Origin of the sequence: Candidatus Arcticimaribacter forsetii (assembly GCF_910589745.1) — a bacterium.
GTDB lineage: Bacteria > Bacteroidota > Bacteroidia > Flavobacteriales > Flavobacteriaceae > Arcticimaribacter > Arcticimaribacter forsetii.
Genome location: NZ_OU342399.1, coordinates 1,575,301 through 1,586,521 on the forward strand (window position 1 = coordinate 1,575,301; position 11,221 = coordinate 1,586,521).

12 protein-coding genes are annotated in these 11,221 nt (G+C 35.4%); 8 read left to right on the top strand and 4 right to left on the bottom strand.

Annotated features, from left to right (window positions below):
* The first annotated feature begins 20 nt into the window (after positions 1-20).
* The 5 genes from NG655_RS07200 (at position 21) to NG655_RS07220 (ending at position 6,071) form a co-directional block, all read left to right on the top strand.
* Positions 21-1,388, top strand: coding sequence for a tetratricopeptide repeat protein (locus NG655_RS07200; protein ID WP_252158647.1), 1,368 nt, complete (start codon positions 21-23; stop codon positions 1,386-1,388).
* Between the two features lie 23 nt (positions 1,389-1,411).
* Positions 1,412-2,386, top strand: coding sequence for a DUF368 domain-containing protein (locus tag NG655_RS07205; RefSeq protein ID WP_252158648.1), 975 nt, complete (start codon positions 1,412-1,414; stop codon positions 2,384-2,386).
* Positions 2,373-3,359, top strand: coding sequence for a DUF368 domain-containing protein (locus NG655_RS07210; protein ID WP_252158649.1), 987 nt, complete (start codon positions 2,373-2,375; stop codon positions 3,357-3,359). The genes NG655_RS07205 and NG655_RS07210 overlap by 14 nt, the downstream gene beginning before the upstream one ends.
* A complete protein-coding gene (locus NG655_RS07215) occupies positions 3,334-4,095 on the top strand; it encodes a shikimate dehydrogenase family protein (protein ID WP_252158650.1) in 762 nt (253 codons plus the stop codon). Before NG655_RS07210 ends, NG655_RS07215 begins: the two co-directional genes overlap by 26 nt.
* A 74-nt stretch (positions 4,096-4,169) precedes the next feature.
* On the top strand, positions 4,170-6,071 hold the full coding sequence (locus NG655_RS07220; RefSeq protein WP_252158651.1) for a DUF349 domain-containing protein: 1,902 nt from the start codon (positions 4,170-4,172) through the stop codon (positions 6,069-6,071).
* 3 nt (positions 6,072-6,074) lie between these two features.
* Here the strand turns inward: NG655_RS07220 and mazG are convergent, their stop codons facing one another.
* From mazG to ruvX, 4 genes are read right to left on the bottom strand one after another with little or no spacing between them, the layout of a single operon-like run.
* Positions 6,075-6,851, bottom strand: a complete 777-nt coding sequence (gene mazG, locus NG655_RS07225) for a nucleoside triphosphate pyrophosphohydrolase (RefSeq protein WP_252158652.1) — start codon at positions 6,849-6,851, stop codon at positions 6,075-6,077.
* Complete coding sequence (locus NG655_RS07230) at positions 6,851-7,294, bottom strand: DUF5606 family protein (RefSeq protein ID WP_252158653.1); 444 nt, start codon at positions 7,292-7,294, stop codon at positions 6,851-6,853. Before NG655_RS07230 ends, mazG begins: the two co-directional genes overlap by 1 nt.
* Positions 7,295-7,296: 2 nt before the next feature.
* Entirely contained in the window at positions 7,297-7,890 is a 594-nt protein-coding gene (gene def, locus NG655_RS07235; RefSeq protein ID WP_252158654.1) for a peptide deformylase, read from the bottom strand.
* The gene (ruvX, locus tag NG655_RS07240) at positions 7,887-8,312 is read right to left on the bottom strand and encodes a Holliday junction resolvase RuvX (protein WP_252158655.1); all 426 of its coding nucleotides are present in this window, start codon (positions 8,310-8,312) and stop codon (positions 7,887-7,889) included. The genes def and ruvX overlap by 4 nt, the downstream gene beginning before the upstream one ends.
* A gap of 95 nt (positions 8,313-8,407) precedes the next feature.
* On the opposite strand from ruvX, the gene NG655_RS07245 reads away from it, so the two are divergent.
* The 3 genes from NG655_RS07245 to NG655_RS07255 are packed head-to-tail and all read left to right on the top strand — an operon-like array spanning position 8,408 to position 11,221.
* Positions 8,408-9,214, top strand: coding sequence for a 2,3,4,5-tetrahydropyridine-2,6-dicarboxylate N-succinyltransferase (locus tag NG655_RS07245; RefSeq protein ID WP_252158656.1), 807 nt, complete (start codon positions 8,408-8,410; stop codon positions 9,212-9,214).
* Between the two features lie 13 nt (positions 9,215-9,227).
* On the top strand, positions 9,228-9,785 hold the full coding sequence (locus tag NG655_RS07250) for an L-threonylcarbamoyladenylate synthase (protein WP_252158657.1): 558 nt from the start codon (positions 9,228-9,230) through the stop codon (positions 9,783-9,785).
* A gap of 2 nt (positions 9,786-9,787) precedes the next feature.
* Positions 9,788-11,221 (top strand): CCA tRNA nucleotidyltransferase, encoded by a 1,434-nt coding sequence (locus NG655_RS07255; protein ID WP_252158658.1) that lies wholly within the window; start codon positions 9,788-9,790, stop codon positions 11,219-11,221.

The following is an 11,221-nucleotide window of genomic DNA, read 5'->3' on the forward strand; positions in this document are numbered from 1 at the left end:
AATAAGTTACAAATTAGTCTATGAAGAATCAGTTCCCAGAAAATTCCGACTCACCCATTCCAAGATTTGAGCAAATGCTTAAAACAAATGAGGTGTACTTCTTTGATGCTGAAGATTTTGAATGTATAATTCAATATTACATAGATTCTGGTGAAATTAATTTAGCAAAAAAAGCACTTCACTTAGCTACAAAACAACACCCGGTTCACAGCGATTTACTCCTCCTAAAGTCTGAGCTTTTGATTTTTGACGGAGCTGATGAACAAGCTAAATTGTTACTTGATGTAATTGAAGAATTAGATCCTCAAAATCAAGAAATATTTGTTCAACGAGCTACCATTTATTCTAAAAATAAGGAACACGCAAAAGCGATTGAATTACTTATTGAATCGTTACAATACGCAGACGAATTGACCGAAATATGGTGTCTTCTTGGGATGGAATATATGGTGCTGGAAGATTATGAAAATGCAAAAGAAAACTTCAAATTATGTTTAGTTGAAGATCCTCAAGATTATCAAGTAATGTACAACCTATTGTATTGCTTAGAATATTTAAAAGAATACGAAGAAGCAATAAGCGTACTGAACTCAATCCTAGAAAAGAACCCATACAACGAAATTGCATGGCATGAAATCGGGAAACAGTATTTAAATTTAGATCGAAATGAAGAAGCTTTAAGTGCCTTTGATTTTGCAATTATTTCTGAAGACCGTTTTACAGGAGCTTACATTGAAAAAGGAAAGGTGCTAGAAAAACTAGGTCGTCACAACGAAGCAATTGAAAACTATCAAATTTCAAATCAACTAGATGATCCCAGTTCCTATGCTTACCTCAGAATAGGTCACTGTCATCAAACCTTAGGAAACGACATCTTAGCATTGCAATATTTTAAAAAATCGGTTCAAGAAGATCCCTCGAGTGAAAAAAGTTGGATTGCATTAATTGATTTTTACATCTACAGTGAAGATATCGAGAAAGCATTGTATTTCACAAAAGAAGCTCTTCTGATAAACAGCAGCAGCGTGGGTTATAACAAAAGAAATGCTCTTTTATTACAAACTTTAGGTCATTACACTGAAGCTGAGATTGCATATCAAAACACAATTGAACTTGGAAATTATGAACTCGAAATATGGATTGAGTGGATGAATACTTTAATCTTTTTAAACGAGTGGGAGAAGCTAATTAAAATTGGTCACCAGGCGAAAGAATTCTATCCGGAGGCTTCGGAGATTGATTTCAGAATTGCCGGAAGTTATAGAAGAATTAGCAGATTAAATGAAGCCGATTATTTCATTCAAGATCTCAAAAAAAACAAAAAAGAACCTGCTGATAGTTTATTAAAGTTTTTCCCTGAATTCAAATCAATTTTCAACATTTCTTAGCATAAGAAATTAATTTTCTTTTTTTGAAAAACAATTCCAATACAAAATTAAAAGTCTTTTTAAAAGGCATGACCATGGGAATCGCCGATGTTATTCCGGGAGTTTCTGGTGGTACAATTGCACTCATTACTGGAATTTATGAAGAATTAATCAACTCGATTGATAACTTAAATTTAAAAGCTCTTTCCACCCTAAAAAAAGAAGGATTTAACTCGTTCTGGAATAAAATAAACGGAAAATTTCTCCTACCACTCCTCCTTGGAATTGGTACTAGTATTGTCCTTTTTTCGGGATTAATACACCATTTATTAAATGAATATCCGATTCCTGTATGGTCGTTTTTTTTCGGATTAATTACAAGCAGTATTCTTCTTTTATTAAAACAATACAAACCCAATTCAATAAAGTCAATTTTATTTCTGCTTATTGGGCTTATAATTGCTTTCAGTATAACACAAATAACTCCAAAAGGAGGAGAAATTAGTCTTGCTTATCTATTCTTCTGCTCCATGATTGCGATCATTGCAATGATCCTTCCGGGTATTTCAGGCTCATTTATTTATATCTTACTGGGAGCTTACGAAACCGTTATTTACACCTCAAAAAACAGCATCTTGGCTTTATTAAATTTTGATTGGGAAAATTTCCTATTAATTTATTCAAGACTCGCTGCAATTGGATTTGGAATTATTGTGGGTCTTAAAGCGTTTTCGAAAATATTAAAGTGGCTTTTTAATCATAAAAAACAAGAAACTTTAATGGTTCTTATTGGGTTCATGATGGGAGCACTCCCCAAAATATGGCCTTGGCAAAAAGTAGTTCAATGGGAAACTATTTCAGAAACCAAAAAAATTGCACTAAAAACAGAATATACAACCCCATGGAATTTCGATGGGGAGTCTCATACAATTATTGCCTTTACTTTAATGAGCTTAGGATTTCTTTTTCTATATTTCCTAGAACGTAATTCTAGTAAAGAAAATAATGCAACCCAATAACACCAAAGCTCAAAAACTAATCCTTATTCTAAAAGGAATCGCTATGGGTATTGCCAACAAAATACCCGGTGTTTCTGGCGGTATTGTTGCCTTAGCTGCAGGTTTTTACGAAGAATTGATTTATTCTTTTTCTAGATTTGACAAAACAGCTCTTTCTTTCTTTTTAAAAAGAGACTTCAAGGCATTTTACAAGCATATCAACGGGTCGTTTTTGACCCTTCTTTTTGGTGGTGTAATCATCAGCTTTTTTAGTGTTTCTCTTATTTTAGATCGGTTCATCCAAATTTATCCACAACAAGTTTGGGGCCTATTTTTTGGGATGATCATAGCCTCTGTTTTATTCATTTGGATCGAAGTTAAGAAGTATTCTATGTTCGAATATCTGTTAACATTAGTCGGTGTTTCGTTTGGACTCACAGTTGCTTTTTTGACTCCTGGACAAGAAAACCAAAATTTACTATTTGTGTTCTTTTGCGGAATGATTAGTATTTCGGGAATGATATTGCCAGGGCTCTCTGGTTCTTTTATAATTCTAGTTTTAGGGAACTATAAATTACTCCTAATCGATTCAGTAAACGCATTATACTATTCCCTTAAAGAGATTTTATTATTCGATTTTAGCTTTTTAGAAAATGAGGCTCGAATGAGTTTGTTGGTAATAATGTCGACCTTTACCCTTGGGTCCATCACGGGATTACTTGTTTTTTCAAAAGCCTTAAAATGGATGTTAAAACGGTACCCTCAAAAAGTAACAGCGGTATTGATCGGTTTTATTATAGGATCTCTCGGGGTTACCTGGCCGTGGAAAAGAACTGTAGATGATTCGGGTGAAATAATAAAAACTGGAACACAAGAATTATTTTTACCAAATCTATCCGAATTAGAAAACATCTACGTAATCATTTTCATACTTTTAGGGTTTGGAATTGTTACACTATTAGAAATATATGGAAAAAGAAAAACAACAAAATAAACGCTATGGATTGGTAGGAAAAGAGATTGAATATTCTTTTTCACGTTCTTATTTTGCTGAAAAATTCAAAAAAGAAAACATAACAAATTGTAGTTATGAAAATTTTGATTTACAAACTATAGATGAAATTAAAGCGGTTCTAAAATCTAAAAATCTAGGTGGACTGAACGTAACAATTCCATACAAAGAAGCGATACTTCCCTACATCGATCAGTTATCAGAAGACGCAAAGATAATCGGTGCTGTAAACACCGTTAAATTATTAGAAAACGGAAAAACAGAAGGACACAATACTGACGCCTTTGGTTTTAAACAAGCATTGGGTCTTAAATGGAATAACCATGCTACTCGAGCGCTTATTTTAGGGACTGGAGGAGCCTCAAAAGCTATTGAATATGTCTTGGGTGAGATGGAAATAGAAACTTTATTTGTTTCTAGAAATCCAAAAGAAGGCCAAATTCATTATAACGATATCAATCAAGACCTAATGAATAGCCATTTATTAATAATAAACTGCACGCCTTTGGGCACACACCCAGCAGTAGATCAGGCACCAGCAATTCCTTTTGATTTAATACATGATAAACATTTCTTGTTTGATTTAATTTACAATCCTGAAGTATCCCTATTCTTAAATGAGGGTTTAAAAAGAGGAGCTACAATCCAAAATGGATATTTTATGTTAGAACAACAAGCTGAAAAATCGTGGAATATCTGGAACAATATGAACGATTAGCTTATTTTTTCGTAAATTTTACCTGAAATTAATATACATGAATTGCACAAAGCTATTCATAAATAAAACTGATGATGGAAAAATCAACTGAGCCTAATGAATCTGGATTAGAACAAGGGATCAACGAAGCTTCTGAAATCAGCACAAGCAAAAAGATAGATCAAGAAAAGGAAAAATCTCAAGCTGTAACTGAATCTGAACCTACACAAGCCCCTATTCAATTTGACACACTCGAACTTATCGACTATCCTGGTATTTTAAAAAATATGGTCCAGGCAGATAATTGGATGAAGTCTGGAAAAGAAATACAAGAAGTTATCACACAATTTGAAAATCGTTTTGGGGCAATCTACAATGAAAAGAAGAAACAATTTATTGCGTTAGAGGGTAACGACCTCGACTTTGAATTCAGTCCCAATTACAAAAAAGAATTTAGTCTGCTTGTTCGTGAATACAAAACAAACAAAAGCAGCCACTATAAATCTCAAGAAAAAAACCAGAAAGAAAATCTGGAGAAACGTTTAGAGATCATTGAAAAAATTAAAGCGTTAATTGGAACGAACGAAAATAATTCAAATAACTACAAAGAATTTAGAGCCCTACAGGAAGAATGGCATCAAGCAGGAACCGTTTCTAGAGCGGAGACTAATAATGTGTGGGAAACGTATAAACATCACGTAAAACGATTTTATGACTTTTTACACTTAGACCGTGCACTTCGTGATAAGGATTTTAAACACAACTACGAAGAAAAACTGAAGCTTATTGAAAAAGCAGAAGCCTTAGTAGAGAACCCCGATGTTGTGGTTGCAGTACGAGAGCTTAACATTCTTCACCGACAATGGAAAAATGACTTAGGTCCAGTTGCTGCAGAGCACAAAGTAATTCTATGGAATCGTTTTCAAGAAGCTACATCAAAAATTCATGATCGCAAAAATGAATACAACAAAAACATAGATGCGATATTGATTGAAAATTTCGAAAGAAAAAAAGCAATCTTAGAAGCTATTATTAAACTTTACACAGACCATCCAGCAAATCATAATGCGTGGCAAAATTCTTTAAAAAAGGTAGCTGTACTCAAAGAAGAATTTCACAACGTTGGGAGAATTCCAAGAGCTCAGAACAAAGCGATATGGAATGAGTTTCGATTAACTTTGAAAAACTTTAATCAGAAAAAAAATGAGTTTTATAAAAACCAAAAGCAGGAAGAAAAAAAACATATAGATCAGAAAAAACAGTTAATAACAGAGGTTAAAACTATTTTAGAAAGCTCTGACTGGAGGTCTTATATTGGTCGAATGAAAGCAATCCAAGTTGCTTGGAAGAAAACCGGAAGAATATCCAGAAAACAGTCCAACTTACTTTGGGAAGAATTCAAAACTGCAACCGACACCTATTTCGCTAGACTAAAAAATAAAGAAGAAGCATACAGCATAGAAGACCAAGCAATATTAAAAGCAAAACGTGCTTATTTTCAGGATTTAAAAACTCAAAAAGCACCTACAGAAACGGAGGAACTTTTTGAGTACATAGAAAATGCATTCAAACATTGGACTGAAATAGGAACTCCTTCAGAGGGAGTGAAAAATTCGACTCATAAAGAATATATAGAATTCCTAAAAGGACTTTGGAAGCACACCAAACTCAAAGGTGAAGAAAAAACAGCTGCTCTTTTTAAAACCGATATGATGCTTCTAAAAGACAACCAAGAAGGGTTGAATAAAGAACATGTTTTATTAAACAAAAAGATTGAAGAATCTAAAAATGAATTGATTCAGCTTCAGAATAATCTTGCCTTTTTTAGTAATACATCTGCTGACAATCCTGTTGTTCAGGAAGTAAATTCTAAGATTGAATTACTGACCAATAAAATAGAGAATTGGAAAACTAAGGTAAATCAGATTAAAGCACTTGGACGGGAGTTGAAAAAGAGTCAAGAACAATCTTTGACTGAAGAGTTAGATGAAGAATAAACCCTAATCCTCCCTCTTAGATTCTTCCCAGATAACATCCATTTCCTCCAGGGTCATATCATGAAGTTTTTTTCCTGTGGTTGCAGCTTTTTTTTCTAAATAATGAAAACGTTTTGTGAACTTCTGATTGGTTCGTTCTAAGGCTGTATCTGGGTTTATTTTAAGAAAACGGGCGTAGTTGATCATTGAAAAAAGAACATCACCAAATTCAGATTCGATTTGTTCTTTGGTTCCGTTCTGAACCTCAGCATTAAGTTCTGCTAATTCTTCTTGAACTTTTTCCCAGACTTGCTCCGGATGCTCCCAGTCAAAACCAACGCCAGCAACTTTATCCTGAATACGTTGCGCTTTTACTAGAGAAGGAAGGCCTTTTGGAACGCCTTCTAGAACCGACGACTTCCCTTCTTTTAACTTGAGGGCTTCCCAATTTTTTTTTACCTCTTCTTCGTCTTGAACGGTAACATCCCCATAAATATGTGGGTGCCGGTGAATTAATTTTTCTGAAATAGAATTTGCTACATCTGCGATATCAAATGCTTTTTCTTCGCTTCCCAGCTTCGAGTAAAAAGCGAGGTGGAGTAATAAATCTCCTAACTCATTTTTTACTTCCTCTAGGTTACGCTCAATTATTGCATCACTCAACTCATAGGTTTCCTCAATGGTTAGGTGACGTAAAGACTCGAATGTTTGCTTTTTATCCCAAGGACATTGTTCCCGGAGTTCATCCATGATGGTAAGCAAGCGATCGAGTGCTTCTAATTGTTGAGCTCTAGAGTTCATTAGTCTTTTTTAGCTGCTTCTTTTTTTTGTGTAGGTGCTTTTTTTTCGGGTTCTTTTTCTGCAACTAAAAGCCCTTTTTCTACTAGTATATTATACCACTGTATAATTTTCTTAATATCACTCGGATATACCCGATCTTCATCGTAATCTTGGAACACCTCGAAGAAAAAAGCTTCTAAATCGGTAGCTGGAGCTTTTGGTTTGACAGAACAAATTGCTCCGTTTTCTTTTTTTAGAATTTTCTGAAATATATCGGCCAAAGGAACTTCTGCTTGCAACCCATAGATATTTATTTCAGAAAGTAAACTCACTTGATCTCTTATACTTGCAGAAATACGTTTCCCATCAACAAGTGAATGAGCTACAAAACCACTTCTCGTTTGAATTTGAACTTCAAAAAGCCCTGGGCGTCCTGAAATTGCTATAATTTTATCTAATTCCATAGTTATATTAATCGTTTTTTTGAAGCTAATGGAAAGCGCATTTTGTAATCCACTTGAATGTTTCCTTTAGCAATATTATTTAATTTTCCTTTGATTAGTCTTTTTTTAAGTGGGGAAAGTTTGTCCGTAAACAAAACCCCTTCAATATGATCGTATTCATGCTGTACCACTCGTGCCGCAAGCCCAGTATAAGTTTCTGTGTGTTCTTCAAAATTCTCGTCAAAGTAGTTAATTTTTACTTCTTCCTGACGGTAAACATCTTCGCGAACATCTGGAATACTCAAACATCCTTCGCTAAAAGCCCATTCTTCTCCAGATTCTTCAATTTGAGGGTTGATGAATACTTTTTTGAAACCTGTAAGTTGTTTTTGCTCCTCTTCTGTGAGCTCTTCATCATCAGCAAATGGAGAAGCATCTACAACAAAAAGTCGAATTCCGAGTCCAACTTGTGGAGCAGCTAAACCAACGCCGTTTGCTTCGTACATGGTTTCCCACATATTTTCAATCAGTTTATCCAGTTCTGGATATTCTGAACTGAGGTCCTTTGCTTGTTTTTTTAATACGGGGGTTCCGTAGGCTACTATAGGTAAAATCATAAACTAGTATTATTATTTGATTCCAAATAAGACTGCAAGATAAGGGTTGCACTTATTTTATCAATCAATCCTTTGTCTTGTCTTTTCTTTTTTCCAATTCCAGAATCTAATAGGGTTTGAAAAGCCATTTTTGATGTAAATCGTTCGTCGTGACGCTCAACTTTCAAACTTGGAATTTTCTTCTCTAAAGCAGAGATGAACTTTTTAATCTCCTCTTCCACCTCCGATAACGAACCGTCATGTCTTTTTGGTTGCCCTAAAACACAGGTTGAAACGTCGTGCGTTTTAAGGTAATCCAATAAAAAAGGGATTACTTCTTGCGTAGGAATAGTAGTCAACCCAGAGGCTACAATTTGCAGCGGATCTGTAGCGGCTATTCCGGTGCGCTTCGTTCCAAAATCGATTGCTATAATTTCTGGCATGTGCAAATATACGTCTCCTACTTGGGTTCGTATAAAAAAACTAAATAAAGTCGAGTTAAAAGCTTAAATTTGTGCAAAATTTTAACATCCATCTAATGAGAGAAATTATAGAAGCAGCTTGGGAAGATCGAGGTCTTATAGAGCAAGAAGAAACGCAAAACGCAATCCGATTCATTATCAAACAATTAGACGAAGGTGAACTTCGTGTAGCTGAACCTACTGAAGACGGATGGCAAGTAAATGAATGGGTAAAAAAGGCTGTTGTTTTATATTTTCCAATTCAGAAAATGGAAACTTTGCATGCTGGACCCATGGAGTTCCATGATAAAATGCCTCTCAAAAAAGATTATGCTGCGAAAGGAATACGGGTTGTTCCTCATGCTGTAGCGCGTCAAGGTGCTTACATTTCATCGGGTGTTATTCTTATGCCTAGTTATGTAAATATTGGAGCTTATGTAGATTCTGGAACCATGATTGATACCTGGGCAACGGTAGGAAGTTGTGCACAGATTGGGAAAAACGTTCACCTTAGTGGTGGTGTTGGAATTGGTGGGGTTTTAGAACCACTACAAGCAGCGCCCGTTATTATAGAAGATGATGCATTTGTAGGTTCTAGATGTATTGTTGTAGAAGGAGTTCGTGTAGAGCGTGAAGCTGTACTTGGAGCTAATGTAGTACTTACCGCTTCTACTAAAATTATTGATGTTTCTGGAGCTGAACCCATAGAATACAAAGGGGTAGTTCCTGCTCGTTCTGTTGTTATTCCTGGAACTTATGCAAAACAATTCCCTGCTGGAGAATTTCAAGTTCCATGTGCTTTAATTATTGGGAAAAGAAAAGAAAGTACCAACAAAAAAACTTCTCTAAACGATGCCCTTAGAGAGCATAACGTTGCTGTATAGTTAACTGAATAAAATGAAAACTTTTCTGAGTGCAGGTTGCGCAGCTTTAGAACAGGGTAAAACCCTACTCTACCCCACTGATACAATCTGGGGAATAGGGTGCGATGCTACACAACCTGATGCTGTCTCTAAAGTTTATGAGCTAAAACAACGGTCAGATTCTAAGGCCTTAATCTGTTTGGTTTCTGACCTTGAAATGCTTGAAAAACTAACCGGAGCACTCGATGATAACATAAAAGCACTGGCTACCAGTGTTAAACCAACAACAATAATCTACCCTAAGGTGGTTGGTCTTGCTGAAAACCTTACCGCTTCTGATGGAAGCGTAGGGATTAGAATTGTCCAAGATGAGTTTTGTAAAAAGCTTATAAATTCTTTTGGGAGACCCATTGTGTCAACTTCTGCTAATATTAGCGGTAATGAAAGCCCGAAATCATTCAGTGAAATAGACAAACCTATTTTGGATGGTGTGGACTATGTTGTAACTTTGAGAACAGAAGAAATAAGAACCAGTCCATCGACCTTAATCTTTGTAGAAAAAGATGGAACTTTTAAAACGCTAAGAGCATAAGTATGTTGAACACGAGCTTTGAGGACATCTTAAATTCCCAACTTTTAAAAACCGTTGGCGAAACTGCAGATGCTTTAGAATTAGAAACCTATGCAATTGGTGGGTTTGTTCGTGACCACATGCTGAACCGTAAAAGAGGGAATGCTGATATTGATTTTGTTGTAATTGGCTCAGGAATTACCCTCGCTAAAGAAGTACAGAAAAAACTTCCTAAGGCAAGTAAAGTGCAGGTTTTTAAAACCTATGGAACTGCCATGCTAAAATGGGAAGGCATTAGCTTAGAATTTGTGGGTGCAAGAAAAGAGTCTTATGCTCCTGATAGTAGAAATCCAGAGGTGTCTGTAGGGAGTTTACAAGACGATCAAAACAGAAGAGACTTTACTATTAACGCAATGGCCATTAGCCTCAATGCCAATTCATATGGAAAACTATTGGACCCCTTCAATGGCATTAAAGACTTAGAAGATGGTATTTTAAGAACTCCTTTAGAGCCTGAAATGACTTATTCGGATGATCCTTTACGTATGCTTAGAGCAATTCGATTTGCTTCTCAATTGGGCTTCGAAATCGAAAAGAAATCGCTTGACGCCATAAAGAAACAAGCGCAAAGGATTTCTATAATTACAAAAGAGCGTTGTGTTGAAGAAATCAATAAAATCATGATGTGTGATCAACCTTCGTTTGGATTTCTTCTTTTAGACCAAGTAAATTTACTTGAACTTTTACTTCCGGAATTGATTGCATTAAAAGGAATAGAAGAAATAGAAGGCCAAAAACATAAAGACAATTTCTATCATACATTTGAGGTTGTAGACAACATTTGTAGAACCACTGATAATTTATGGTTACGTTGGGCTGCCTTGCTTCACGACATAGGAAAAGCTCCAACAAAACGTTTTCATAAAAAAATTGGATGGACCTTTCACGGGCATGAATTTGTTGGCTCTAAAATGGTTTTCAAATTATTTAAACGCATGAAGATGCCTTTGAATGAAAAAATGAAATTCGTTCAAAAAATGGTTTTAATGAGTTCTAGACCCATCGTTATAGCAGAAGATCTGGTTACAGATTCCGCAGTACGAAGACTTATTTTTGATGCAGGAGAACACATCAACGACCTGATAACACTTTGTGAAGCAGACATTACCACCAAAAACCCAAAACGGTTTGAACGGTATCACAACAACTTCAAAATTGTCCGTAAAAAAATTGAAGAAGTTGAAGAACGAGATCATATAAGAAACTTCCAGCCGCCTGTTTCTGGGGAGCAAATTATGGAATCTTTTGGTCTTGGACCTTCAAAGGCAATTGGACAAATTAAAGAAGCTATTAAAGAAGCTATTCTAGAGGGAATTATTCCAAATGAAGAAAATGCTGCTTTTGAATTAATGAAAGTCGAGGGTGAAAAACTTGGCCTGAAACTAGTTGATAAATAA

Bases quoted from the DNA above. Each gene is read 5' to 3' on its own strand.
- def (WP_252158654.1), bottom strand. From the start codon at position 7,890: ATGATTTTACCTATAGTAGCCTACGGAACCCCCGTATTAAAAAAACAA.
- NG655_RS07230 (WP_252158653.1), bottom strand. From the start codon at position 7,294: ATGGAATTAGATAAAATTATAGCAATTTCAGGACGCCCAGGGCTTTTT.
- NG655_RS07200 (WP_252158647.1), top strand. From the start codon at position 21: ATGAAGAATCAGTTCCCAGAAAATTCCGACTCACCCATTCCAAGATTT.
- mazG (WP_252158652.1), bottom strand. From the start codon at position 6,851: ATGAACTCTAGAGCTCAACAATTAGAAGCACTCGATCGCTTGCTTACC.
- NG655_RS07245 (WP_252158656.1), top strand. From the start codon at position 8,408: ATGAGAGAAATTATAGAAGCAGCTTGGGAAGATCGAGGTCTTATAGAG.
- NG655_RS07215 (WP_252158650.1), top strand. From the start codon at position 3,334: ATGGAAAAAGAAAAACAACAAAATAAACGCTATGGATTGGTAGGAAAA.
- NG655_RS07210 (WP_252158649.1), top strand. From the start codon at position 2,373: ATGCAACCCAATAACACCAAAGCTCAAAAACTAATCCTTATTCTAAAA.
- ruvX (WP_252158655.1), bottom strand. From the start codon at position 8,312: ATGCCAGAAATTATAGCAATCGATTTTGGAACGAAGCGCACCGGAATA.
- NG655_RS07255 (WP_252158658.1), top strand. From the start codon at position 9,788: ATGTTGAACACGAGCTTTGAGGACATCTTAAATTCCCAACTTTTAAAA.
- NG655_RS07250 (WP_252158657.1), top strand. From the start codon at position 9,228: ATGAAAACTTTTCTGAGTGCAGGTTGCGCAGCTTTAGAACAGGGTAAA.
- NG655_RS07220 (WP_252158651.1), top strand. From the start codon at position 4,170: ATGGAAAAATCAACTGAGCCTAATGAATCTGGATTAGAACAAGGGATC.